This is a genomic window from Pseudarthrobacter sp. WHRI 8279 (assembly GCF_040224115.2).
Classification (GTDB): domain Bacteria; phylum Actinomycetota; class Actinomycetes; order Actinomycetales; family Micrococcaceae; genus Arthrobacter.
On sequence record NZ_CP168162.1, the window covers coordinates 3,560,344 to 3,585,947 of the forward strand.

The following is a 25,604-nucleotide window of genomic DNA, read 5'->3' on the forward strand; positions in this document are numbered from 1 at the left end:
GGTCACCCTTCACCCACGGTCAGCACCGCCAGTGCTGCCCGAATGTAGGGGATGGGATCGGAGTCTTCGCTGGTTGCCCATAGCAGCCAGGCCTCGAAGGTGGCCCCAATGAGGGCGGCGCACAGGTACCGCGCGGTGTCTTCGGGAATGCCCCGGGCCGTGAGGTAGGAGCGGGTCTGCTCACGACGGGTTCCCAGAAAATCCTGGCTTCGGCTCATCAACTCCGGGTGCTCAGCGATCAGACGGAGCCTTCCCCGAGTGACGCTGAGGTCCGGGAGCGCGGCAACGCCGGCAAGCACCGCTTCGCGGAGTCCGTCCAAAGTCTCGTGGCGGGACATCGGCGGAGCAGGGGCCGACTCGAACGCCGTACCTGAGGCTGCTATAACGGGTCCCATTCCGCCCCATACGAGGTCGGCTTTGTTCGCGAAATGGCGGTACAGGCTTTTGCGCCCGACCCCGGCCTCGCGCGCAATGTCCTCCATCGAGGTCTGCTCGTACCCGCGCTCGGCAAACATCTTCAAGGCGAGAGCTGCAATCGCCTCGGGGTCGATGCTCACCGGCCGTCCAGCTGGGCGGCCGGTGGTGGTCAGGTCATTCGAAAGCATCCCACCAGTATTCACCCTTCCATAATGACACAGCGTGTCATAAGGTGGTTGGCATAACCCTCATCAAAGTCTGGAAGGACATCATGGGCAACGAAGCCACGTGGCAGGAAACCATCACCAACAACCGCTTTGCAGGAAAAACGGTGATCGTCACCGGTGCAGCCTCAGGGATCGGGCAGGCGACGGCCCTGCGCATCGCCAAGGAGGGCGGCAGGGTCATCGCCGCGGACATCAGCAAGGAACGCCTTGATGCCCTGGTGGAGGAAAACAGCGGCCTGGACCTGGTGCCCGTCGCCGGTGACATCTCCACGGAAGAAACCGTGGCCGCAATCATTTCGGCCGCCGGCGGACGGATCGATGCCTTGGCAAACGTCGCCGGAATTATGGACAACTTCGCGCCTATCCACGAGGTGGACGATGATCTTTGGGACCGGGTCTTCCGGATCAACGTCACCGCCCTCATGCGCCTTACGCGTGCCGTGGTGCCGCTGATGCTGAAAGCCGGAGCTGGATCGGTAGTGAACGTCTCCTCCGAGGCCGGTATCCGCGGCTCGGCCGCCGGCGCTGCGTACACGGCCTCCAAGCACGCCGTCGTCGGCCTGACCAAAAACTCGGCAGTGATGTACGGGCCCAAGGGCCTGCGCTTCAATGCGGTGGCTCCCGGCCCCACCATCACCGGCATCGTAGCGAACTTCGGATCCCAGCTGGCAGCAGAACGTCTCGTCCCGCTCATGAAGGCCAACATCCCCGCACCAGTGAGCGCCGCACATCTCGCCGCCTCCATCACCTTCCTGCTCAGCGACGACGGGACCAACCTTAACGGGGCCATTCTGGCCTCCGACGGCGGCTGGTCCGCGATTTAGCTGTCATTGGTGGCGGTCTTTCGACGGGACCCCGGGAAATTCCCCCTCCCGGCGCCCAGCGTTGATAACTGCCACCAACACAAACGTTCAGCGGTGTGGCCGCAAGAAGAAATCCTCGGCGCCACCGGGCATCAAACGCCGATCAAAGCCGGCAGACCCTCAGGATCTGCCGGCAGCTGGAAACTTGGACAGGAAAGCGTAATGTGCGACATGCATCAAACCGTGGCCAGTGTGATTGACCTGCCTGGTCGCAGGCTCCCCAAAAAGGAGATCGCTTGAGCGCCGGTGCCCTGCAGCGGTGGGGGATAGTGGGCGCCGGAAGTATTTCCAGAACGGTTGTACCGGACCTTGCCAGTTGTCAGGGTGTCGAAGTTTCCATCGTGCAGAGCCGGGATGCGGGAAAGGCTGCCGCGTTCGCCCAGGAGTTCGGAATCGGCCGGTCCACCGGCGATTTCGGGGAACTCCTTGCTGACCCACTGATTGACGCTGTCTACATTGCGACACCCTTTGCTACCCACCATGCCCTGGCCAAAAGGGCGCTTCTTGCCGGCAAACATGTCCTGGTTGAGAAACCCATAGCCATGAACGCAGCCCAGGTTGTCGATCTGTTTGCTGTTGCCTCCGGGATGCAGGTTTTCCTGATGGAAGCCATGTGGATGAAGTTCAACCCTGCATTTCGCCGTCTCCACGATGAACTGGCCGCTGGCAGGATCGGCGAAGTCAGGAGCCTGCGTGCCTCATTCGGTATCCCTTTCCCGGCGGAATTAGGCAGCAGCCGGTGGGATCATGCTCGGAGCCCCGGGTCTCTCCTTGACCAGGGCATTTATCCCGTCACCCTCGCGCAAACGATCTTTGGACCGCCCGTTTCAATTCACGCCGCAGGCAGTTTGAACGAGGACGGAATCGACTTCGCCGAACACTTCACGCTCGAATTTGAAGGCGGGCGCTTCGCACAATGCGCCAGCGGGATGACCGAGTTTTGCGATCCCTCCGCCGCAGTAAGTGGCCGCAGGGGCTGGATCTCAATTCCGGCTCCATTCTGGGCAGGGACAGCCCTCGACATCCACGCAGACAGCTGGGACGTGATGTTCAGGGAGCCACACCGTGTGGAACTGGGCCAGGAAGGAAACGGCTACGTCCCCATGCTGCGCGAGGTCGTGAAAGCGATCAACTCGGGAGCACGTGAGCATGCCCTCCATCCGGCCAGCGAAACGATTGCCGTTTTCCGCACGATCGATGCCATCGGTCGCCAACTGATAGCCCTGAAGACGGAGTCTCCGACCCCTCAAGCTCCCCTTGAGCAGACCACTTCACCGCAGGGGTCTGCACGCTGAACACCGGTGCAGGCCATTCGCAACGGGTGGCCCAGTACTACGCCACCGGTTGTGTGGCCCAGATCCAGACCGTCCCTTCACAGGAGAATGCCCATGACTGCACGCAGTCCCGTTGAACCCCCAACCACCAGGACCGGACCATTGGTGGCAGTACTGGCGTTCGCCGGGATTGTTGCGTCGCTGACGCAGACTTTGGTGGTCCCGCTTCTGGTTGAGCTGCCAAAAATCTTCGACACCGCCCCTTCCAATACGTCCTGGGTGATCACGGTGACGCTCCTGGCGTCGGCCGTCATCACCCCGGTCGCGGGGCGGCTGGGGGACATGTACGGTAAACGCCCGGTCATCCTGGCCTCATTCGTCCCCCTGATTCTCGGATCTGCCCTTTGCGCCGTGGCAGACTCCGTGGTCCCCATGATCATCGGTCGAGGCCTGCAGGGCCTGGCAGCAGGCATGGTTCCTTTGGGTATCAGCCTCCTGAAAGACCTGCTTCCGCCGGCCGAACTGCGCGGGGCCATTGCCCTTGTCAGTTCATCGCTGGGTATCGGCGGCGCCTTGGGGCTCCCGATCGCCGCCGCAGTTGTCCAGTTCACCGATTGGCGCATCCTCTTCTGGGCCACAGCGGCGGTCAGTCTGCTGTGCCTGCTATTGATCTGGAGGGTTGTTCCGTCGGCTATCGCCCCGAAACGAGCCGGAAGGTTCGATTTGCCGGGGGCCCTTGGTCTTAGTGCGGCACTGATCTGCCTACTGCTGGCAGTGTCCAAGGGCGGGGACTGGGGCTGGGGAAGTCCCTTGGTGGTGGGTCTTCTGGGCGCGGCAGTATTTCTCTTTGGGCTCTGGGGCTGGTGGGAGTTGCGCACCCGTGACGCCTTGGTGGACCTGCGGGTGACTATCCGCCGGGCCGTGCTGTTGACGAACGTGGCATCGATCCTGCTGGGCTTCGCCATGTATGCCCGGTCGCTGATCCTCCCCCAGATCCTCCAGCTGCCTACCGAGACGGGATACGGACTGGGCCAATCGATGCTGCAAATGGGCTTTTGGATGGCACCGGCAGGCCTGGCAATGATGCTTGTCTCTCCACTGGGGGCAAAGCTCAGCGCAAGCAGGGGACCGAAGACAACGCTGATTGCAGGCGCAGTGATAACGGCTGCCAGCTATGCCGTATCAGCGTTCATGATGAACACCGTCTGGGGCCTGCTGGCCGCTAATGTGATCGCCGGCATCGGACTCGGCTTCGCTTACGGGGCCATGCCGGCCCTGATCATGGGTGGCGTCCCCAACACCGAAACGGGGTCGGCGAACAGCTTCAACGCGTTGATGCGCGCCATCGGTACCTCGTTCTCCGGTGCGGTCGTCGGCGTGGTTCTTGCCCAGATGTCCACGCAAACAGGTTCGCACCTGGTGCCCACAGCTGACGGCTTCACAACCGGATTGTTCATCGGCTGCGCCGTGGCCCTGGTCGCCGCCTTTGCAGCCCTAGCCATACCCGGGAAGCCGGCGCCGGCGCGGAACCAGGACCCGCAGCACCACAACGAATCATCCGCAGTACCCAAGTAACCATCAAACCAACACTGGAGTTGAGCTGTGAACGAAGGCCCTTATGACTACATCATCGTCGGAGCGGGATCGGCCGGATGCGTCCTCGCAAACCGGTTGACCGAGGATCCAAAAATCAATGTTCTCCTGCTGGAGGCAGGCGGCCCGGATTCTCACCCCATGATCTCCATCCCCAAAGGAATTGCGTTCACGCTGAGCAACCCCAAGTACGCCTGGTTTTATCGTACCGAACCCTTCGGACCCGTTGGCCAGGTCGAGTACTGGGCCCGCGGAAAGGTCCTCGGCGGTTCCAGTTCCGTCAACGGCATGGTCTACAACCGGGGATCCCAGGCCGACTACGACGGCCTTGAAGCGTTGGGCAACCCGGGCTGGGGATGGGACGAAATGCTCCGCGTTTTCAAGAGCATGGAAGACCACTCGCTCGGTGAGTCCGATATGCGTGGCACAGGTGGCCCCCTTCAGGTAGGGGTGCGCAAAGACAGCGAAACAGTCGGCGAAACCCTGATGAAGTCCGCCGGCGGTCTGGGCATCGAGACGGTCCAGGACCTTAATGCCTCCGACGGCGAACGGATCGGGTACGCGCCGGCGACAATCCGCAACGGAATGCGGGTGAGCGCAGCCAAAGCCTTCCTCCGGCCGGCGCTGAAACGGCCCAACCTCACCCTGCGCACCAACACATCCGTGTCCGGGCTGATCTTTAACGGCGAGACGGTGACCGGAGTAACAGCGTCGGCGGGGGAGTCCGCCGTGACGTTCAGCGCCAAACGCGAAGTCATCCTCAGCATGGGCTCCATCGCCACACCCCAGCTGCTTGAGCTGTCCGGCATCGGACGGCGTGACGTACTTACAGCTGCCGGCGTCGATGTCCGGGTCGAAAGCGAGAACATCGGCGAGGGCGTACGAGAACACCGCTGCCTGCCGCTCCAAGTCCGCCTTAACAAGAACATCGGTTACAACAAGAAGCTTTCCTCCCCGCCCAGGCAGGGGCTGAGCGGCCTTGAGTGGATGCTGACCCGTAAAGGACCGATTTCCACACCCGCCTACGACATGTTGACCTTCTTCAAGACGGCGCCGGAACTGGCTCGCCCTGACGCACAGGTACTCCTCACCCCGTACTCCTCAGGTGCAGGCTCGACTGGGTCCAATATCGAGAACCGGCCCGGTTTCTCCTTGCTCGGCTTTGCCCTGCGGCCCACAAGCAAGGGATCGGTGCACATCACCTCAAAGGATCCACGCGCCACACCCCGGATCATTCCTAACTACCTGTCAACGGAACACGACCGGTCAACGTCCATCGCACTCTTCCGAAAGATGCGCGCCCTCGTCAAAGAGTCTCCCATCGCCGAGTTCGCCAGCGCCGAGACCGTCCCCGGGCATGCCGTCGAGGACGACGACTCCATCATCCGGTCTGCCTTCCTGAACGGAGGCACCGGCTACCACGCCTGCGGCGCCGTCGCCATGGGGCCGAACGAGACCGACGCCGTCGACTCACGACTGCGCGTGCGCGGCGTCCGCAACCTTCGCGTCGTCGACGTTTCAGTCATGCCTGCCATGATCTCCGGAAACCTCAACGGGCCCGCCATGGCCATGGCCTGGCGCGCAGCCGAACTCATCCGCGACGACGCCTGAACAATAAGCGCGGAACAACAAAAACCACGTACGAAAGAGGGAAACGCATGACGACCACCCAAGATAATTTCGTTGCCAATGCCTCCGGACCCCTTGAAGGGGAACGCCGACTGTTCATCGACGGGCAGTTGGTCGACGCGAGTGACGGCGGCCTTTTCGAAAACATCGACCCCAGCACGGGCGAAGGCGCCGGCTACGCGGCAAATGCCACAGAAGACGACATGGAGCGCGCAATAGCAGCAGCGCGGAGGGCCTTCGACGAGGGCGTCTGGGCGAACGACCCGAAGTTCCGCAGTAGGTGCATCCTGCAGTTGCGTGACGCGCTGGAAGAGGAAAAGGAACGGCTTCGACGGATCGTCGTGACCGAGTCGGGCAGCCCTATTGCCCTGACCTACGGTGTGCAACTGCAGCAGCCGCTGGATGAGCCGACTTACTGGGCCGAAATGGCCCGCGAATTCGCCTACGAAGAGGAGTGGTCTCCCACAACCTCCCGTGGTGCGGTCTCCCGGCGTCGCATCCGTTATGAGCCCATGGGTGTTGTCGCCGCAATCACCCCTTGGAACTATCCGTTGTACCTCAACGTCTCAGAATCCATTCCGGCGCTGGCCGCGGGTAACGCAGTTATTCTGAAACCGGCCTCACTCACACCGTGGAGTGGACTGGAACTTGGCCGCCTCGTGGCCGAGCGGACCGACATTCCGGCAGGCATCTTCAACGTGGTCACCACCAATACCGTCGCCGTCACCGAGATGCTCACCTCCGACCCGCGCATCGACATGGTGACCTTCACCGGATCAACCTCGACCGGCCGCAGGGTGCTCGCTTCCGGCGCCCCGACGATCAAAAAGACCTTCCTCGAGCTTGGCGGCAAATCAGCCCACATCGTGCTCGATGACGCCGACTTCACCAAGGTACTGCCGGGGGCTGCGGTGGTGTGTGCCCACGCCGGGCAAGGCTGCACGTACTCAACCCGGCTCCTCGTCCCGCGGAGCCGGTACGAAGAAGCGCTGCCCATCCTCAAGGCCGTCTTCGAAAAAGTTCCGGTTGGTGACGTGTGGGATCCCTCCGTCATCCAGGGTCCACAGGCCAGCGCCAAGCAGCGCAACGCGATCCTGACCGCCATCGAATCCGGTGTGGCTTCCGGCGCCCGTCTCCTTACCGGCGGGCACGCCATCGAAGGGCGTGCCGGGTACTACGTGGAGCCAACAATCCTGGTCGACGTCGACCCCTACTCAGCCGTGGCCCAGGAAGAGATCTTCGGCCCGGTCCTATGCGTCATTCCATATGACACCGAGGACGAGGCCGTCACGATTGCCAACTCCACCATCTATGGCCTGGCCGGTGAAGTAAGCAGCGCCTCAGACGACCGCGCACTGGAAGTGGCACGCCGTCTCCGGGCTGGAAACATCTCCGTCAACGGCGGCGCGTATTTTGACGTGTCGACACCCCTGGGCGGCTACGGCCAGAGCGGGATCGGCCGCAGAAACGGCGAGGAGGGGTTCCGCGAGTACATGGAGCTGAAGTCGATCGGTATCCCAAGCCGCGGCTGATCAGTAGCTCGGGGGTGGCCACCGCTACAGGTGGCCACCCCGGCGCGTTAGGACACGACTGCTCAGACGAGGGATCATTCCTACTGTTGCCGTGTTAACCCGTAAGGGACAGCAGGATGGGCACGGACTATGTACTGGCCTGGGCCCAGGCGGGTTACCAGCACGCCGGTTTGGTGGCGTGCGGCCGCTTCCATGACTTGGGAGATAGCCTTTTTGAGAGCTTCGTCCACTTCGCTGGCCTGCCTGACGTTGACTTCCAGCATCCCCGGCGAAGGAGGGCCCAGGTCGGGAGCCGGCAGTATCGCTGCGCCTTGGCTCTGCTTTGGTGCACGCTCCTGAAACTCTGGATACATCGTGTCTACTTCCTTCTGTGTCTGCTCGGACTTCCCCGGCGAAGAGTGCAATTGCCCTCCACCTCAGGAAGGTCGAAGGGAGCCCTTCCCGTAGTCCCTCTCGTTGGTTCGGTGACTAGGTTGCGATCCGGAACCGGGCCGAGAGCAATCGTGGGTCACGGCAGTGCCGACCCACTAGCAGTTCGAAACTTCCGGGCTCAACGATCCGTTGGCCGTTCTGATCCACGATGGAGCAGGCGCTGGCGGCAACGGACAGATCCACTTCCACGGACTCTCCGGGCATTACCTGGACCTGGGTAAAGGCTTTCAGTTCCCGTTCGGCCCACGTCACGCTGGTGACCGTGTCGGCAACGTAGACCTGGATGGTCTCGATGGCAGGACGGGTTCCCGTGTTCGTGAGCGTCACTTTCGCTTCCACCCGATCTTCTGCCGTGACGCGTTCTGAGAGTATCCGGAGATCGGTGTAGTCGACGGTGGTGTAGCTCAGCCCCTCACCGAACGCGAACAGCGGGTCCTGGGAAAGGTCGGCGTAACGGTCGCCGTGCTGGCCGCGGATCTGGTTGTAGTAGATCGGCAGTTGTCCGGCATGTCGCGCGAAGGAGATCGGTAGCCTGCCGGTCGGTTCAATCAGTCCCAGGATGAGTTCGGCCACGGCCCTGCCACCCTGCATCCCGGGATTGAAGGCTTCAATGATGGCAGCCGAATCAAGGACTGCCTGGGGCAGGACCGATGGCTTCGATTGCACGAGAACAACGACGACGGGGGTGCCCGTTTCGATGAGCCGCTCGACCAGTTCAATTTGGCCGCCCTGGAGTTCGAGGGTTGCTGTCGATTTGGTTTCTCCCGCGAGAGCCACCGTGTCACCAATGACCACGACGACGTAGTCCGCTTCGCGGGCAGTGGCGGCTGCTTCCTGGAGCATCTGCGCGTCGGAAGCAGCAGGTACGAACAGCGGCGGCCGCGGCTGCCCGTCCTTGTAAGTGGGGCCGGCGGGATCCGGTACCAGCTGCCCAATGTCGGCTCCGCGGGCGTAATTGACGGTCCAGTTCTCCGGTGCCGTGGCGCGGAACCCGTCCAGGACAGTGGATGTCAGGTGCCGCGGGTGACCATCGGGCAGCCAGTTGATCTGGCCTGACGCGCCGGCCCAGTCACCCAGCTGCGCGTGCGGGTCGTCCGCGTTCGGGCCGATCACGGCAATGGTCCGCGAATTACGGGATGCTATGGCCCTGCCTGCTTCAGAAGGGTTGAATCCGCCGTCGAGGGGCAGTGTGCCGTCATTGGTGAGCAGCACGAGTGACCGGCGGGCCATCTCCAGGTTGATGGCTGCATGCTCGGTCGAGCCGATGACCTTTGCCTGCTGTTCGGAGTCCGGGATGCGGGGATCTTCGAACAGTCCGAGTTCAAATTTCAGGGTAAGCAGCCGGCGGAGAGCATCGTCGATCAGGGCCTCGTTCAGGTCGCCCCGGCGGACGGCTTCCTGGGCTCCTTCGAAGAACTGGGGAGTTGCCATGACCAAGTCGTTGCCCGCTTGGACGGCGACAGTTGCTGCCTGAACGTCGTCTTCGCAGACTTTTTGTTCCCAGACCATGCGTCCGACGTTGTCCCAGTCGGTCACCAGGGTGCCGGTAAATCCCCACTCGCCTTTCAGGACCTCGTTCAGGAGCCACTTGTTGGCCGTGACCGGGACCCCGTCGATGGCCTGGTAGCCGAGCATGAACGTGCGGCATCCTGCTTCGACGGCTTCCTGGAACGGGGGCAGGAACCAGGAACGCAGTTTCCGGCGGCTGAGGTCTGCTTCGCTGGCGTCCCGGCCGCCCTGGGTTTCGGAGTACCCGGCGAAATGTTTGGCGGTGGCGAGGATCGCGGTTCGGTCCGTCAGCCCGTTCCCCTGGTATCCGCGGATCATTGCTTTTCCAAGGGCCCCGATGAGGTGGGGATCCTCGCCGAACGTTTCGTTCACGCGTCCCCAGCGCAGGTCGCGGCTGATGCAGAGTACAGGCGAGAACGTCCAGTGCAGCCCGGTGGAAGCGACCTCGACGGCGGTGGCACGGGCGCCCTGTTCCACCAACGCCGGGTCCCAGGTGCTTGCCATGCCCAGCTGGGTTGGAAAGATGGTGGCTCCGGGCCAGAACGAGTGTCCATGGATGCAGTCATCGGCCATCAGCAGGGGGATCTGGAGCCGGGTGGTCAATACGAGCGTTCGCGCTTCGAGGATGCGTTCGGGGGAGGCGTGGAGGAGGGACCCGGCGAGTTTTCCGATGACCAGATCCTGCAGGTCGCCGCGGGCGTCCAGCTGCAGCATCTGCCCCCCCTTCTCCTCAAGTGTCATCCTGTCGAGAAGGTCCTCCACCCGTTCCGGGATGGGCAGGGCGGGGTTGGTGTAGGGCGCGGTGCGGAGGTCACTCTGCGGGGAGGTCATGTGTGTTCTCGTTTCTAAGTGCCGGTCAGGTCAGCAGGGTCGTTTAGAGCGTGAAGGTGAGCGTCCGTTGGTGGTTGTCGACGTGCTCAGCGATCTGGGAGGCGGAGTCTGCAAGTTTCAGTCCGATCGCCAATGGAGCGGATACTGTAACCCTGCGGGAGCCCTCCGTCGCGCGCTTCCAGTGGACACTGATCAGCCCGTACGGTGTGGGGACTGTGCCTTCGGCCCAGTCCAGATCGCTCGGGGCCGGATCGATGGTGGCGCTGGTGAAGCCCGGGGACGCGGGCCGGACGCCGAGGATGTAACGGGGGAAGTGTTGGAGGGGAACGCTTCCCCACGCGTGGCAATCGCTGCGGAGGCTGACGGTGTCCTCCGCCCAGGTGGTGAGGTTCATGGCCAGCATGTCCTCCCAGGGTTTCCAGCTGATGCGGTCGTGGGCTTGGGCGGAGCGGAGTGCATCGAAGAGATCGAGGGCTGCGGCATACGAACACTGGGCCAGTTCTGGATCTGCTGTTGCCCGCCGAAGCAGGTCTGCTGCTTGGTCCCCTTGGACGGCTCCGGCGAGGACGGCCCAGACCTGGGCATGAACGCTTTGCGGCCGGCCCCGGTCGGTGTCCCGGAAGTACCCTGTTTCCTCGTCAAATGCGGGTCCTGCCAGGATGAGGGCAGTCAGGGCGTCGGCGCGGGAGGAGTACTCCCGGGAGAGCCCTTCACGGCCGCAGAACTTCGTGATGGACGCCGCTGACCGCAGGGCTGCGAGGTACATGAAGGTGGCGATGGTATTCGCACGCCGGGGTCCAAGTTCCGGAACCCCCCGCGTCAGCCGCCACGCATCGGTCCAGTCAACGAAGTTCCACACGTTGCCGTCGTCTTCAGGCGAGATCACGAAGCCATCGGCCGAGACCCAGTCATCGAAATGCCGGAGAACCGCGTCGATCCGGCTGATGAACCGTTCAGTGAAGGACCGGTCACCGACGTGGTCGACGTGGTCGGCAACCATTCGAACCCAGTACAGCGAGAAGCCGGGGATGAATTGCGGCTCGACACTGGGGAAGCGGCTTTCGGTCAGACCCATGGGGTCTCCGGAAGCGGCGAAGTCTTCGATGGCCCGCCTGATCAGCCGGTCATCGGCGGAGAGGTGGAGCGAGAAAAGGGCCTGGGAGCGGGTGTCCATGGCGTACTGCAGCTGCTCATAGAAGGGGCAGTCTTCGAATGTCTCGTGCATGCAGTTCAGAAGCGTCCGGACGCTGACGTCCCACAGTGTCCGGTCCAGATCCGATGACGATTTGAAGGACCCGCTGATTTCCACGGGGTAATGGGTTTGGGTGAGGGTCAGTGGGTGGATCCGTACTGCTGCCTCGGCGGTGGTGATGCGGAGCCTGATGAACCGAAATGTTCTGAACCAGTAGGGGGAGTACCGTTCGGGCCGCTCCTGGGTCCCGGTCCCGGAGAGCGTGTAGCTGTCCGGGTCGCCGTACAGGTCGCCGTTGATGTGGTCCGTGCGGTCACCTTTGCGCCGCAGCCACGGGACCTCAGTGGGGGTTTGTTCGTAGCATTCAGCTGCTGTGATCTCGACGCGTGTTCCGCGGCCGGCTTCGAAGGCCGCGGACAGGAATGCGGTCATCAGTACGCCGGCGTCAAGGTCGACGCTGACGTCGGTGCCGGCTGGGACTTGCAGTGATTCTCCCCGCAGGAGCCGTCCCCAGTCCATGTTCGGGTTGGAGGTTGTGCTGATGGCGGTTATGGGTGCCGAGTCCAGCGTGAGATGGGGGATAGGTCGGTGGGCGAGTGTGGGCCGGGGGACTGAGCTGAAGGGCTGCTGGCTGTCCAGAACTGGTGTCTGCCAGTGTGAATCATCGAATTCCGGATCAAGCCAGGCATGCTCGCTGGTCTGACCGTTGACCGTTTCCTGGATGCCGAGGAAGACCGTGTTGTTGCCCTGATGGAAGTGGCGCCCTTGCACGGTGTGGCACTTCCATGCCGCGGGTCGGGAAAGGTCGATACCGGCGATGGTGCCCCTGACCAGCAGCCCGGGCCTGCCCGTTCGTGGCACTGAGGCGTTCCCGAGAGCGGAGGCAGTGTAGGAGAGCACGTCGATCCCGATGGTGTTGATTCCCGGGGAAAGATGGGAGCGAATATCGATGGTGTCGGTGAACCATGTTGTACCGGAAGGTTTCGCGGGCCCGGCGGCAACAAGGTCCCCGTTGATGCTCAGGCGGTAGCGGGAGTCCGCACAGAGGTGCAGCAACGCCGGCGCATCGGGGAGTGTGTCGATCCGGAGTTGGGTACGGAAGCGCATGGACGTGGCGACACCGTCAGGGTGTACCGCTGCTGCTTCAACGGGAAGTCCGAACCAGGGGCCCCCAAGGTTGGGGCTTGCGAGGCCGTGCGCTTCTTGAACCAGATCGAAACTTTTCATGACTTTGCGACTCATCACTGGGTTGTCGGTGGGGGAGTAAGCACGCGAAGGCGGCGTTCACCGAGCGGTGAACGCCGCCTTCGCGTGGTTTTACTTCAGTGCTGTGGTGTAAGCGTCCTGCATTGAGGTCAGGACGTCCTTCGGGGCTTTGCTGCCGCCGAGCATTTCCTGGATACCGGTCAGGTGCAGGTTCTGGACCTGCGGTGAGGGCCAGTCAACATCCGGGAATGAAACGGTCTTTTCTTCCTGGACGAAGGGAACCACGAGCTTGTTGATCTCGTTGGACTCGATCTCGCCGTTGGGTGCGACTCCGAACTTATCCGCGTTCATCGCGCTGCCTTCCTTACTGGCGAGGAAAGCGACGAATTTCTTCGCCCCGTCGGCGTTCTTTGCCTTGGCGTTGACGCCCCAGCCCACGCCCAGGCCGAAGGCCAGCCGTGTGTCTGCGGTGTTATCGGTGGCGGGCAGGGGTGCCAGCTGAACCTTCAGCTCGGGGTTGGCGGCCGTCATTGGGTTGGCCATGGTGGAGAGCTGGATTGCGCCGAGGGCCCGGCCGTCGGCAACCATGGCGGTCTGGTTGTCCACTGAGGTACCCAGGGCGTCCTTGTTGAAGCAGCCCTTGTCGAACATCTCCTTGTACTTGCCCATGGCGTCCACCCAGCCGCTGTCCTGGAAGGTCACTTCCTTGTTCAGCTGCTTCTCGTTGAAGTCCGGGTCCTTGGAGTAGACATCGGTGGCGGCCAGGGCGTACGTGACCAGTTGGGTTACCCACTGGGTCTGGGCACCAAGGGCGTAGGCGACCTTACCGGCCTTCTGCGCATCGTCGCAGAAGGTTAGAACTTCGGAGTACGTCGTGGGGATTTTGAGTCCGGCGTCCTGCAGAGCCTTCGCGTTGTAGACGCCGCCCAAGGTATTGGCAGTGGCCACGTCGGTAAACATGTACCGCTTGTCCTCGTAGCTGGTCGCGGAGGTAGTCGACTCGGGCTGCGCCGCGGCCCAGCTTTCGCCGGAGAGATCGGCGAGGTACCCGTTCTTGGCCAGGGATCGCACGGCGGTGGCGTTGCCGCTGCCGGGGAAGACGTTCAAGACGTCCGTGGCTGTGCCTGCTGAGAGGCGGGTGCCCATCTGCTGGTTGTAACTGTCGGTAGGGATAATCGTGTATTCGACAGTCAGGTCTGGATTAAGTTCGTGGAACTTGTCCGCGATTGCATTCCACTTGTCATCGGACCCTGAAAGGCGGGCCACGGTGACCTTGCCAGAATCAGAGGATGCCGGTGGGTTCGATGAGCAGCCGGTGAGGGTGATCCCGACGGCGGCAATCGCGCCGACCATCGAGATGATGTTCTTTTTACGCATGATTCTCCCTTGAAGTGCGGGGGTGGATGTGGTTGGTGAGCGGTGTAGAGCCGGTAAAGCGGGGAAGTTGCGGGCGTTTCCCGCTCAACCCTTCAGCCCTCCTGCGAAGCCCTTGATGATGCTGCGCTGCAGGAGGAAGTAGAAGATCAGGAGGGGGATGACGCCGATAATCAGAGCGGCGAAAATGGTTCCCCATTGGTTCACGTACTGTCCGGTGAACGAGTAGATGGCGATCGGGATGGTGTTGGTTCCGCTGCCCGAGAGGTACAGGAGCGGGGTGAAGAAGTCATTCCATACCGTGATGGTGTTCAGGATGACTACGGTGCCTGTGATCGGGCGCATCAGCGGGAAGACGACCTGCCAGAACACGCGGAACGGGCTGCCTCCGTCCAGGGTGGCGGCTTCTTCGAAGTCCAGGGGCAGGGACCGCAGGAACTGTACGTAGAGGAAGATCGAGAAGGGCATCTGCGCGCCGACGTAGATGATGATGAGGCCCCAGATGGATCCGATGAGTTGCAGGTCACGGAAGGTGGTGTACAGCGGGATGAGGGCCAGGAGGCTGGGGATCAGGAGCCCTCCGAGGAAGAACGCGAAGGTCAGCTTGGACCAGGTCCGGGTGATGCGTGCCAGGGGGTAGGCCGCGGCGGCACTGATTACCACGATCAGGAAGACCGATACGACAGTGATGACGATGTTGTTGATCATTGCTGGCCCCAGGCCCCCACTGACCCATGCCGTGACGAAGTTGTCGAAGGAGGGGTTGGTAACGGGTGCCAGGGACGTCGTCACGCCGCCGGATTTGAGGGCCGTGTTCAGCAGCACGTAGACGGGAGCGGCGAAGAGGAGCGCAACGAGAACCATTACGACCTCAAGGACGCCCGTTTTGAGGGTGTAGCGCTTCATTTGTTTTCTCCTCGGCGGAGCAGGGTGAACTGGATGAGTGAGGCAACCGCGACGAAGACGGTCAGAACGAGGGTCAGGGCGATGCTGTAACCGAACTGCTGGAACTGGAAGGCGTCTTTGTAGGCGATCGTGCTGAGGCTTTCCGTGGCGCTGCCCGGGCCGCCCTGGGTCATGATCAGAACCTGGTCGAAGAGTTTGAGGCCGCCGATGAGGGACAACATCAGGTTGATGGTCACCGAGGGGCCCAACAGCGGCCGGGTGATGTTCCAGAAGGTTTTGAAGGATCCGGCCCCGTCCAGGCTCGCTGCCTCGTAGACGTCCTCAGGGATGCTTTGCAGCCCGGCGAGGAAGATCACCATGGAATAGCCTGCGAACTGCCAGACCACTACCGAGATGATCGCGGGTAGGGCCAGCTGGGCGTTGCCCAGCCAGTCCTGGGCCAGGAAATCCAGGCCAATGGCGCGCAGGGCGATATTCAACGCGCCTTGGGGGGCGAGGATGTACTGCCACAGGTTGGCGACAACAAGCGGCGTCACGACTGCGGGTGCGAAGAACAGGACGCGCAGCCAGTTGCGGGAGCGGATTGCTGAGTTGACACCCAGCGCCAGCAGGAGGCCAATGAAGTTCTGGATGACCATGATGCCGACGGCGTATAGGGCCGTGTTGAGGATCGATGCTCCGGCTGCTGAATCTCTGAAGACTCGGAAGAAGTTGTCCAGCCCGATGAATTCGAACTGCGGTGACAGCCCGTCCCAGTCAGTCAGGGCGTAAAAGGCGCCTCGCCAGCTGGGGATCACGACGATGAGCGTGAACACCGCCAGCGCGGGAAGGAGAAACCACCAAGGCGCTTTCGTTCCGGCACCGCCTGACGGCCGGCCGACTCTTCCCCTGCGGTTCGCAGTGCGTCCTGGCCGTGGCGCAGAACGTCCAGACGCCCCCGTGCGGGGGTCGGCGAGTTCACGTTGCGTCATCGCATTTCCATTCTCTTCGTCGAGGACGTGACCGCGTTCGCGGAGGTGAAGCCTACTGGGCTGAATCGTTTCATCTGAGTGCTGTCGAGAAACTTTTCGTCCAGGAGCTGTCGTCCAAAGGTGTTCAATCGGATAGTACGTTCTACGAGACAAGCTTGCGATTTACTGCCATAAGTTCGTAGTACGTTATACACTTCTTATAGCGTAGATCACAACCGCCCGATCTGCCAAGGGGTTGAGTCTTCGAATGCTGTAAGAAGGGGTGAGTGGTGTGAGCGCACCGATAGGAGAGTTGGCCATGAGCAAGGATGCTGCAGGTAAGCGGCCCACCATCGTCGACGTTGCCCGCCATGCGGGCGTGTCGACCGCTGCCGCGTCCAAGGTGTTGCGCAATGCCTATGGGGTCAGTCCCCAGATGAAGGCAAAGGTCCAGGCATCCATGAAGGCTCTTGGCTATCGTCCTTTGGCGTCAGCCCGCGGTATGCGGGGACGAACTCAGGCTGTGGCGGTCGTAGTGGCTGATCTGCACAATGAATTTTCGTCCTTGCTGGTCGAAGGCATCAGGCAGGAAGCCGAACGGCAAAAGTACCGGCTGCTCGTGGCCCCGGCCGGCTCGGGAAAAGAAGCACAAAATCGGATGGTCGAAGACCTGATCGATCGTGGAATGGATGGGATCGTCCTCATTTCCCCTCTCGGAACGGATGCAGAGCTGGAGACGCTCGCCAGGAGTATTCCGCTGGTGGTGCTCGGCCGCCATGCGTCCAGCTCGGATTACGACTCGGTCGCTGCCGATGACTTCAACGGCGCAAACCTTGTTGTTGATCATCTCGTATCGCTCGGGCATCGGCGGATCACGTACGTCAACCACACGACAGAGGGCACCAACGACGCCAGACTTCCCGAGGAAGTGCGCGTGCGTGGATATGTTGACGCGATGATCCGTCACGGGCTTGGTGATGCCATCGACATCATCCAATCGCAATGGAGCCAGGAAGGTGGCGAGCAAGCGGGAACGGCGATCCTGTCGCGAGCAGATAGGCCCACCGCTGTCTTTGCAGGATGTGACGTGGCCGCCTTCGGGGTCCTCACAACGATGTGGAACGCACGTATCAGTGTTCCGAATGAACTATCCATTGTCGGCTTCGATAACATCTTCACCACCTCCCTGGCGCCAATTTCAATTACAACGGTCGACCAGTCCGGACTGGACATGGGAGCCGCCGCTGGAAAGCTGTTGCTCGAAAGAGTGGGAGGTCGTACAGAGCCGGTGAATTCTATGGTCCAGCCAACCCTCGTCGCACGTAATACCACCGCAGCCCCGGTGATGGCCCACAGAAAGCGTGAACCTTAAGACCTCCAGCCGCGCCATTAACCCGGTTTGAAGGCCGATTAGGTGGCAAACCGGAAAGCCCCCTCGGTGAGCAGCCGGTGATGGTCTAGCCCGGGCTTGGCTGAGCAGTTATGACCTCCGGATACAGGGGATAAATCGCCACTCACGGACGGCTGGAAGCAGCCTCGTCTGCGGGCACTCCCCCGTTCATTTTCAAAGGCCGATAATGGATATTCTGTAAAGCTAGCGAGCGTCCCCGAGCGGGAGCTCCGACATAGCGCTCCGGTCCTCGCTCAACGGAAACTTCTTGAGGAGATTCTCAACCTCGTTTATTACCCACTCGGCGTCTGATGTGCTGACCCGGTCAAACCATCCATGGGCTGCGTCATCGCGGTAGCCCTGGACCCGGGCAATCAGTTGAACGTCCGATGGCGACAGTATTTTTCTAGCGCTAAGCACCGAAGCATAAGTTCCCAGTTTCGGATTCGATGTCTTGACATCCAAGGAATGTGTGTCCGTCAGAGATCGAAGGTGCCTCTCCAACACCGCACCCGCAAAGCTGGCGGCTATGCCCGCTGGACTGTCAGTTTCTCGCAAAATGACACGGGCCTGAAGAAGGAGATCCTCCGATTCAGAGCCTGATCCAATCACGAGACGAGCCATGCGTAATGCAGCGTGGTCGTCGGTCGGATTTGGAGCGCGCCGTACCCATTGAGCGAGTCGACGCGTTTCCATGTCGCCAGCGGAGCGAACGACACCCAGATAGCTGAACCCTTTTTCGATGGCTATAGCTCGCATCGAAACGCTCAATGTTGAGGGGGTTACGGCGAATGAAATGTCCGCTGCGCTGGCAAGCCGAGCAACGATTATGGCTTGTGCTTTTCGAGTTACACCGGACCCTCGCCTCAGTAGAAGAGGGCCGGACCGCCGCCCGTTAAGGTGTTCCTGGATTGCTTCGTAAATTGAGTCATCCAGCACGGTGTACGGGAGGCTGCTGTGAACGCCGCTGCGAGTTGAAAGCCGAAGTATTTTGCGCCGATCCATGGCCCCCAGGTCCGAGACCTGCGCCCGCGAGATTTCGTCAGGTTTGAGGGAATTGATTCCAAGCAAGCCGATTACCGCGCGGTCGAAGGGGTCGGCAGCCGAATGCCAGAGAGCGGACAGCTCATCGATGGTGAGTGTGTCACGTGCCTTTGGCATCTGGCGGATGGTCGAGAAATTGGCCGTGGGATCGTCGTCTGCGTGTCCCTCGTCAATGCACCAAAGAAAGAACCGGCGAAGAATCTGAAGATGCTGACTTACCGTTACTGGCTTGCGACCTTGACGCCGCAATTCATCAAAGTATTCCGCGATCACTCGTGGCGAAACCTCTACGGTTCCGGGGTACTCAGTGTCTAGCCATCGAAAGAATTTGTTGAGGATGTACTTGTAGTTTTTTCTCGACTCGTTGCCAAGTTCACTGACCGCCACGTAGTGATTTACGAGATCCTGCCAAAGAAACGGACTACTCATACAGATACTCCCTCCTACAGGAGCTCCCACTGTTCGATGGCCCCCAGAACACCCTAGCTGCGGGAGCCGTCGCTCCGCCTAAAACCGTCCCTTGAGTCTGTAAGCACGGGCTCCGACGCCGGCCGGTACCATCAAGCCATGACCAGCGAAAAGGAGTATGTCGATCACGCGTTGCGTGTGGGGGAGGGGCTGACCGGCCTAAGCCTCAAGCAGCTTGGCTTCGAACCACGGCTGGAAGACCTAACCGCGGACCAACGAAGACTGTTGGGTGACGATGACGTCGAGTGGATGGAATCAATCACGCCCGAACAACGCGACCGAAGCCTGTTTCAAGCCAAACTTCTAGCAGGTGCGCTATGGGAAGCCTCTGGGATCTTGATTGACCAGCTTTTTGAAGACCTCTTCAGCTTGCGCAAGCTTCGGACTGTCGACCGCGAAGATATCGCGAACACCTTCGTCCTGTCCTGGCTGCCTCCCAGGCTGGCTCAAAAGTATGATGTTCGCTTTGTGCAGAGCTTCCTTGTCGTGGCGGCGGACATGACCGGTGCGCTGGTCAGGGGCTGGAGCCGTCCCTCTTGCGTCGCCCAGGAGCTGGCGCTGCGTTGCCTCTTAGATCAGGTTGAGATCCTTGAAGACTCCTACGAACTGGATTTGGCGGATGATTGGCGCGGAAAGCTTGAAGAGCAGATGTTTGAGGACATGGACAGTGAGATGCTCTTCCAGGACGCCATGGACGGCTTCGAGAACGATGTTGGTTTGAATATGCAGCTGGGTCTGGCGCCGATGAACGTTGAGGACTGGTTCGAGCCGTTCAATGACGCGGCAGTGCCGCCCTTCGTACACTGATGCAAGCGAGGGGAGCATTGAGCGGCCCGACCCTGCCTGGAACCCATGTGACTTTTCTGTCCGGGCCGCCGGCGTGCGGAAAGTGGCGAAACTCCGGCCAAATAGCGGTTGGCCGAAGTTCCGCAGTTAACTCTGCGGGGTGAACCTTAGGATTGACTGGGAACGGCGGCGTCATCCTGGCTCAGGGGAGTGGACGGGTCGCCACTTTGGCGTGGCGGAGGTACTGGTAGACCGTTTCCCTGCTGATGCCGTAGTCACGGGCGAGGACGACTTTCGGGATGCCGATGCCGGCGCGCTGGACCAGTTCGGCCGCTCGTTCGGGTGTCAGGGTCTTCTTGCGTCCTTTGTAGGCTCCGCGCTGCCGGGCCAGGGCGATGCCTTCGCGCTGCCGCTCCCTGATCAGGGACCGTTCGAATTCAGCGAAGGCCCCCATGACCGAGAGCATGAGATTGGCCATGGGGGAGTCGTCCCCAGTAAAGACGAGCTGTTCTTTGAGGAACTCCACCTGCACTCCGCGTCGGGTGAGGCCCTGAACCAGCGCGCGCAGATCATCCAGATTCCTGGCTAGCCGGTCCATGCTGTGCACGACGACGGCGTCGCCCTCGCGAACGAACCGGAGCAGTTCGGTCAGCTGCGGCCGGGCGGTGTCCTTGCCGGAGGCCTTGTCCGTGAAAACCCGGTCCAGAACCTGGCCTTCGAGCTGGCGCTGCTCGTTCTGGTCGAGGGTGCTGACCCGTACGTAGCCGATGCGCTGACCATTCACGGCGGCCTCCCGTTCGTCGGTGTGTGAGAACGAGTGTCGGCTCGCAAAAGGATCCCGTCAAGACCGCCGCCGTACGTGGGCACAAGGCCCTATCCCGCGGACGGCAGCCATATCCCTGCGATGGAGACCCCTGATGGTGGTGTAGGTTGCTCACTGGTCAAAAAACAAGCGAGAGATGGAAGAAACGAGGACCACCAGCAGTGGCTGCCGATTATGACGAAGTCCGTTCCGACGTCAAGGAATCCCAGGAACGCTCCCTGGAGGCGTTGAAGTCCGCCAGTGCCCCGGATGCCCGCAGCGTCGTCACCGAGCTGGACGAAGCCGACGCGCTGGACGAAGGGTTGACTCCGGGCGGGGAAATCGTCTCCGAGGAACTCATCGTCCAGGTCGTCCCGCAGGGTGCGGATGAGTTCACCTGTTCATCCTGCTTTCTGGTCCGGCACCGATCGCAGCTGGCACGCGAAATTAACGGCCACTCGTACTGCATCGAGTGCGAGGGCTGACGGCAGGAAGCTCTCGGACCAAGCAGCAAACCCACTGGATTCAGGGCAGAAAATGATGCATCTGATGCAACACGCAGCTTTTAGCTTTACATAAGGTCCATTATCGGCCTTCAAATTCTTGGTCCCTCTCTACCTTGCTTCTACGCCTCGGGGTCGCTGCCCAGCATGCGAAGCAGATCGCGCACCATCATGCGCAGTTCCGCGTACCCGTGTTGGTAGAACAGCGGGGTCATCTGGTTCGGGGGCGTGCTATCCAGTTCGCGCAACAGCCGCACGGCATCTTCAATGACTCCCTTGCCGTTTTTGTTAGCCATTGATTCCCTCCCTCTTCGACCGTTGACCACCACGCCGCTCTTTCGGGGTTTCGCACCCACAGCAGCAGCAAGAATCCACCCTCACCCAATAGGCGCCGGCCCCAGCTCATCGAGCAGCCTCTGCATGGCCACATACGCCCTGTTGCGGTAGGCGATCAGCTCGGGGGTGCGCTCCGCCGGGGCGTTGAGGAAGCCGGCGCCGGTCTTGGTGCCGAGCTTCCCGGCCTCCACCAGGTCGCTCAGGATTTTAGGGGTGGCGAACCGCTCCGGGAACTCCTTCTGCAGGGACTTGTAGCAGAAGTTGTACACATCCAGCCCGGCCATGTCCGCGATCGCGAACGGTCCGAAGAAGGGCAGCCGGAACCCGAACGTGGTGCGCACCAGGGTGTCCACGTCGTCCGCCGTCGCAATGCCCTGCTCCACCAGCTGCGCCGCCTCGTGGAACAGCGCGTACTGCAGCCGGTTCAGCACAAATCCGGTGGCGTCCTTGACCACGGCGGTCTGCTTGCCGGCAGCGTGGACCAGATCTCGGACCGTACCCACTGTAAGAGCGGACGTGCCGGCGTGCGGGATGATCTCCACGCCGGGAATGAACGGCGACGGGTTCGAGAAATGCACACCCAGGAACCGCTCCGGGTTGCTGACCGGCTCGGACAGTTCGGCGATGGAGATCGTGGAGGTGTTGGAGCCGATGATGGCGTCCGGGCGCGCAGCGGCGCTGATGCGGACCAGCGTCTGGTGCTTGATGTCCAGGACCTCGGGCACCGCCTCCTCGATGAAGTCCGCATCCGCCACGGCCTCCTCGATGTCCTTCGCGGCCCACAGGTTCTGTTTCAGGATCTCGGTGGAACCGGCCGGGAACAGCCCATCGGCCACAAACTGGTCGGATTCAACCAGGAGCCGGTCGTAGTTGCTCTGCGCCAGCTCAGCGGACACGTCGGACAGGGCAACGCGCGCTCCGCCCAGCGCCAGGACCTGCGCGATCCCGCCGCCCATGTAGCCGGAGCCCACGATGGCGATCTTCCGGGCGCCGGGAGTGCCCGAGCTGGAACCGATGGTCGGATTGGATGAGTTTTCGGTCATGATCAGACTGCTTTCGTGGGTTCGGGTTCATAGGAACAGATGGCGTCCACCTTCGCGGCGGAGGCCGAGGTCTCGTCAAACCGGTAGCCGAGCCATTCGCCCACCAGTTTCTTGGCCAGTTCCAGGCCGATGACGCGCTGGCCCATGGTGAGGACCTGCGCGTTGTTGCTCAGCACCGAGCGCTCCACCGAGTACCCGTCGTGCGCGGTGACCGCACGGATTCCCGGTACTTTGTTGGCGGCGATCGCCACGCCCAAGCCCGTGCCGCAGATCAGCAGGGCACGGTCCGCCTCGCCGTGGGCCACCTTGCGGGCGGCGTCGACGGCGACATGTGGGTAGGCGGTGGTGTCACCGGCCCCCACGCCCACGTCCACAACGGATGCCACGCGGCTGTCCGCTTCCAGCAGCGCCTTCAGCGCTTCCTTGTATTCGACGCCGGCCTCGTCATTGCCGATGACGATGCGCCACCCTGCCCCGGCGCTCACGACTGGGCTTCCTGTCCGGCCATAGAAGCGGCCGCCCTGGGATAGGAGAGTGCCGGTGAAGGCTCGAAGTACTCAGAAACCCGCGTAACGATCAGGGCGAAGGACACCGCTCCGGGATCCGGGTGGCCCAGGCTCTTTTCGGCCAGCGGCCGTGCCCTCCCCTTCAGCGGGCGCAGGGATGCGGTGGCATCGGCCGCCTGCCGGGCGGCGGTCACCGCGGCGGCCAGGGCCCCGCTTACCGGCGTCCCGCCGTCGAACGCGGCCACAAAGGCGTCCCGGAAGGGAAGCAGCGCGTCCACCATGGTCTTGTCTCCCGGTTCTGCCTTGCCCAGGCTGGTGACGGCGTCCGCGAAGGCGGCCACTGCAGCCGCCGCGTCCCCGCCGCTGTAGGAGTCCTTGTTGCCGAGGGCCCGGCCGGCAGCCGCCAGGGCGGATCCCCACAGCGCCCCCGAGGTGCCGCCGGCCCGCTCGCTCCAGGCCTCGCCCGCCGCGGCGAGCACGCGGTGGACAGAGAGTCCCGCGCCAACAGCTTCACCTGCCGCTGCCACCGCGGCGTCCACGCCCCGGCGCATGCCGACGCCATGGTCGCCGTCGCCGGCAATGGCATCCAGCCTGCCAAGTTCACGTTCATGGTCGACGACGGCGTCCCTCGCCTGGGCGAGCACGTCGGCTGCCAGCCTGCCCAGCCCGGCCGCTGCCGCCGTCGTATCTTCCTCCTCGGCAGCCAGGGCGCCTTCCGTTGCCGCCAGTTCCCGGCGGGCCCGCGGTGCCAGGCTGCCCTTGCGGTACCCGGGGGTGTCGGCCGGGGCCGTCCAGAAGCGCTCCAGCTCGTCATCCAGCCACAGCAGCGTGAGGGACAGCCCGGACATGTCCAGGCTGGTGACCAGCTCGCCGCATTCCGGCTCCACGATGGTCAGCCCGGCACCGGTGAGGAGCTTGTCAATCTTGCCGAAGAGCAGGAACAGTTCCTCGTACTTCACCCTGCCGAGCCCGTTGAGGATGGCCACTACCCGGTTCCCGGCCTCATCGGGCTTGTCCCGGAGCAGCCCGGAGACGAGCAGTTCGGCGAGTTCGGACGCCGTGGGCATGGGATGGTCTGAAATCCCCGGTTCGCCGTGGATGCCCAGCCCCAGCGACATTCCGCCGGCCGGCACGTGGAACAGCGGCTCGGCAGCGCCCGGCAGGGTGCAGCCGTCGAAGGCCACCCCAAGCGAACGGGTGCGGTAGTTTGCGCGGACTGCGAGCTGTTCGACGGCGTCCAGGTCCAGTCCCGCTTCGGCTGCGGCGCCGGCGATCTTGAAGACGGTCAGGTCCCCGGCGATGCCGCGGCGCTTGTCGATCTGGTCCAGCGGGGCGCTGGCGATGTCATCGGTGACCAGGACGGTGCGGGTCTCGATGCCTTCAGCGTTGAGCCGCTGCTGTGCCTCGCCGAAATGGATCACGTCCCCGGCGTAATTGCCGTAGCTGAACAGCACGCCGCCGCCGGCGTTTGCCGCCTTTGCCACCCGGTACGCCTGCCCGGCGGAGGGCGAGGTGAAAATGTTGCCGCACACCGCACCTGCGGCCAGGCCCGGCCCCACCAGGCCGGCGAAGGCCGGGTAGTGTCCGGAACCGCCGCCCACCACCACGGCCACCTGGCCCGCGGGAACCTCGGTGGACCGGACCACCCCGCCGTCCACCCTGGCCACATAGCCGCGGTTGGCTGCCACCAGGCCGTCCAGCGCCTCCTCCGCAAAGTCCGCGGGGTTGTCAAAGATCTGGGTCATGGTTTCCTCGTTGAATCCTTGGGTTGGGAAAGGCGGGTTTAGCGCTTACACGTGGGCGGGCTGCGCCGGCTGCTGCCGCCCCTGGGCCACCTGGCTGCTGCCCAGGGCGTAACCGCCGGCCTTGGGCAGGACGTGGCGGCGGAGGTAGTCCTGGTTGCTGGCCGAAACGCTCAGCCCGTCCCCGCCGTAGTGCTCGGTGCAAAGGATCCCCTGGAACCCGGCGGCCAGGGCCACCTTGAAGGCCTCCCGGTAGTTGATGAGGCCGCTTTCCATGGGAGCCGGCATGGTGACGTACGAACCGCGGGCCGCGTCCTCGTCCCGGAAGTAGTTCTTCATGTGCCAGAAGTTGGCGAACGGCAGGGTCTTGGCCACCAGCTCCCGCCAGTCCTCCACCGGCCGGTGCAGCCGGATGAGGTTTCCCAGGTCCGGGTTGAGGCCCACGTTGGGAAGCCCGATGTCCTGGACAAGGCGCACGGAGGAATCAGCGGTGCCCAGGTACGTGTCCTCATACATCTCCAGCGAGAGCAGGAGGCCCACCTCGGCGGCGTGCCGGCCGAGTTCCCGGAGGCGGGAGACGGCGTTGCCCCAGGTTTCCCGGTCTCCCTCCGGGTCCTTGTGCCCTTCAACCGTCCAGAACCAGAGCTGTTTCTGCTGCTCCGGCGTGATGGCCTGGTGGAGGCCAAAGGAAACAACCTCGCACCCCAGCTCGGCCGCCGCGTCAATGGTCCGGTGGCTGTACGCCAGGTTGGCTTCCCAGTTCCGCTCATCAATGACGCTGCGGCGGATGGCGGAGACGGCAGGGGTGCCGATGCCCACGTCCTGTGCCGTCTGCCTGAACTCGGCGAGCCGGTCCGGGCTGAGATCGCCGGGGCGGACCCAGCTGTCCGTCAGGTCCGCGTTGGCGAACCCGGCCTCCTTCACCTCCGTCAACGCCGCCGCCCAGGCGGAGGCATCGGCGTCGTTGATGTGGGTTCCCTGGGCGCTGGTGCCCGGGAAGGGCAGCATGGCCGCGGTGATGGGCCAGCTGTCGGCTGTGTAAGCCATGC

At 62.7% G+C, this 25,604-nt stretch carries 21 protein-coding genes; 8 read left to right on the forward strand and 13 right to left on the reverse strand.

Annotation, left to right across the window (positions count from 1 at the left end; genetic code table 11):
- Positions 1-2: 2 nt before the first annotated feature.
- A complete protein-coding gene (locus ABRP28_RS16355) occupies positions 3-605 on the reverse strand; it encodes a TetR family transcriptional regulator (protein WP_350001538.1) in 603 nt (200 codons plus the stop codon).
- Positions 606-688: 83 nt separating this feature from the next.
- On the opposite strand from ABRP28_RS16355, the gene ABRP28_RS16360 reads away from it, so the two are divergent.
- From ABRP28_RS16360 to ABRP28_RS16380, 5 genes are all read left to right on the forward strand, one after another.
- Positions 689-1,468: an SDR family NAD(P)-dependent oxidoreductase gene (locus tag ABRP28_RS16360; RefSeq protein ID WP_350001537.1), complete on the forward strand. Its 780-nt coding sequence runs from the start codon at positions 689-691 to the stop codon at positions 1,466-1,468.
- A 275-nt stretch (positions 1,469-1,743) separates the two neighbouring features.
- A complete protein-coding gene (locus ABRP28_RS16365) occupies positions 1,744-2,802 on the forward strand; it encodes a Gfo/Idh/MocA family oxidoreductase (protein ID WP_350001536.1) in 1,059 nt (352 codons plus the stop codon).
- A gap of 93 nt (positions 2,803-2,895) precedes the next feature.
- The gene (locus ABRP28_RS16370) at positions 2,896-4,356 is read left to right on the forward strand and encodes an MFS transporter (RefSeq protein ID WP_350001535.1); all 1,461 of its coding nucleotides are present in this window, start codon (positions 2,896-2,898) and stop codon (positions 4,354-4,356) included.
- Between the two features lie 27 nt (positions 4,357-4,383).
- On the forward strand, positions 4,384-5,985 hold the full coding sequence (locus tag ABRP28_RS16375; RefSeq protein WP_350001533.1) for a GMC family oxidoreductase N-terminal domain-containing protein: 1,602 nt from the start codon (positions 4,384-4,386) through the stop codon (positions 5,983-5,985).
- Positions 5,986-6,032: 47 nt separating this feature from the next.
- The gene (locus ABRP28_RS16380; protein ID WP_350001532.1) at positions 6,033-7,535 is read left to right on the forward strand and encodes an aldehyde dehydrogenase family protein; all 1,503 of its coding nucleotides are present in this window, start codon (positions 6,033-6,035) and stop codon (positions 7,533-7,535) included.
- A 468-nt stretch (positions 7,536-8,003) separates the two neighbouring features.
- Here ABRP28_RS16380 and ABRP28_RS16385 read toward each other — a convergent pair whose 3' ends face one another.
- The 5 genes from ABRP28_RS16385 to ABRP28_RS16405 all read right to left on the reverse strand — a co-directional run bounded on the left by ABRP28_RS16385 (position 8,004) and on the right by ABRP28_RS16405 (position 15,782).
- Entirely contained in the window at positions 8,004-10,307 is a 2,304-nt protein-coding gene (locus ABRP28_RS16385) for a glycoside hydrolase family 3 N-terminal domain-containing protein (protein ID WP_350001530.1), read from the reverse strand.
- Between the two features lie 43 nt (positions 10,308-10,350).
- The gene (locus tag ABRP28_RS16390) at positions 10,351-12,726 is read right to left on the reverse strand and encodes an alpha-L-rhamnosidase C-terminal domain-containing protein (RefSeq protein WP_350001528.1); all 2,376 of its coding nucleotides are present in this window, start codon (positions 12,724-12,726) and stop codon (positions 10,351-10,353) included.
- A 90-nt stretch (positions 12,727-12,816) separates the two neighbouring features.
- On the reverse strand, positions 12,817-14,082 hold the full coding sequence (locus ABRP28_RS16395; RefSeq protein ID WP_350001527.1) for an extracellular solute-binding protein: 1,266 nt from the start codon (positions 14,080-14,082) through the stop codon (positions 12,817-12,819).
- A gap of 84 nt (positions 14,083-14,166) precedes the next feature.
- Entirely contained in the window at positions 14,167-14,985 is an 819-nt protein-coding gene (locus tag ABRP28_RS16400) for a carbohydrate ABC transporter permease (protein WP_350001526.1), read from the reverse strand.
- Positions 14,982-15,782, reverse strand: a complete 801-nt coding sequence (locus ABRP28_RS16405) for a sugar ABC transporter permease (RefSeq protein WP_350001525.1) — start codon at positions 15,780-15,782, stop codon at positions 14,982-14,984. Before ABRP28_RS16405 ends, ABRP28_RS16400 begins: the two co-directional genes overlap by 4 nt.
- Before the next feature lie 472 nt (positions 15,783-16,254).
- Between ABRP28_RS16405 and ABRP28_RS16410 the strand changes: the two genes are divergently transcribed.
- Positions 16,255-17,307, forward strand: coding sequence for a LacI family DNA-binding transcriptional regulator (locus ABRP28_RS16410; protein WP_350001523.1), 1,053 nt, complete (start codon positions 16,255-16,257; stop codon positions 17,305-17,307).
- 222 nt (positions 17,308-17,529) lie between these two features.
- Here ABRP28_RS16410 and ABRP28_RS16415 read toward each other — a convergent pair whose 3' ends face one another.
- Positions 17,530-18,798, reverse strand: a complete 1,269-nt coding sequence (locus ABRP28_RS16415; protein WP_350001522.1) for a site-specific integrase — start codon at positions 18,796-18,798, stop codon at positions 17,530-17,532.
- A gap of 138 nt (positions 18,799-18,936) precedes the next feature.
- On the opposite strand from ABRP28_RS16415, the gene ABRP28_RS16420 reads away from it, so the two are divergent.
- Positions 18,937-19,644, forward strand: a complete 708-nt coding sequence (locus ABRP28_RS16420) for a hypothetical protein (RefSeq protein WP_350001520.1) — start codon at positions 18,937-18,939, stop codon at positions 19,642-19,644.
- A 181-nt stretch (positions 19,645-19,825) separates the two neighbouring features.
- On the opposite strand, the gene ABRP28_RS16425 is transcribed toward ABRP28_RS16420, so the two are convergent.
- Complete coding sequence (locus tag ABRP28_RS16425) at positions 19,826-20,407, reverse strand: recombinase family protein (protein WP_191036278.1); 582 nt, start codon at positions 20,405-20,407, stop codon at positions 19,826-19,828.
- A 200-nt stretch (positions 20,408-20,607) separates the two neighbouring features.
- Between ABRP28_RS16425 and ABRP28_RS16430 the strand changes: the two genes are divergently transcribed.
- Positions 20,608-20,910 (forward strand): DUF4193 family protein, encoded by a 303-nt coding sequence (locus tag ABRP28_RS16430; protein ID WP_191036279.1) that lies wholly within the window; start codon positions 20,608-20,610, stop codon positions 20,908-20,910.
- 140 nt (positions 20,911-21,050) lie between these two features.
- Here ABRP28_RS16430 and ABRP28_RS16435 read toward each other — a convergent pair whose 3' ends face one another.
- From ABRP28_RS16435 to ABRP28_RS16455, 5 genes are all read right to left on the reverse strand, one after another.
- The gene (locus tag ABRP28_RS16435) at positions 21,051-21,224 is read right to left on the reverse strand and encodes a hypothetical protein (RefSeq protein WP_350001518.1); all 174 of its coding nucleotides are present in this window, start codon (positions 21,222-21,224) and stop codon (positions 21,051-21,053) included.
- Between the two features lie 81 nt (positions 21,225-21,305).
- Positions 21,306-22,307, reverse strand: coding sequence for a 3-hydroxyacyl-CoA dehydrogenase family protein (locus ABRP28_RS16440; protein WP_350001517.1), 1,002 nt, complete (start codon positions 22,305-22,307; stop codon positions 21,306-21,308).
- Between the two features lie 2 nt (positions 22,308-22,309).
- Positions 22,310-22,792: a ribose-5-phosphate isomerase gene (locus ABRP28_RS16445; protein WP_350001515.1), complete on the reverse strand. Its 483-nt coding sequence runs from the start codon at positions 22,790-22,792 to the stop codon at positions 22,310-22,312.
- Positions 22,789-24,558: a dihydroxyacetone kinase family protein gene (locus ABRP28_RS16450; protein ID WP_350001514.1), complete on the reverse strand. Its 1,770-nt coding sequence runs from the start codon at positions 24,556-24,558 to the stop codon at positions 22,789-22,791. The genes ABRP28_RS16445 and ABRP28_RS16450 overlap by 4 nt, the downstream gene beginning before the upstream one ends.
- Positions 24,559-24,603: 45 nt before the next feature.
- Positions 24,604-25,602 (reverse strand): sugar phosphate isomerase/epimerase family protein, encoded by a 999-nt coding sequence (locus tag ABRP28_RS16455; protein ID WP_350001512.1) that lies wholly within the window; start codon positions 25,600-25,602, stop codon positions 24,604-24,606.
- Positions 25,603-25,604: the final 2 nt, after the last annotated feature.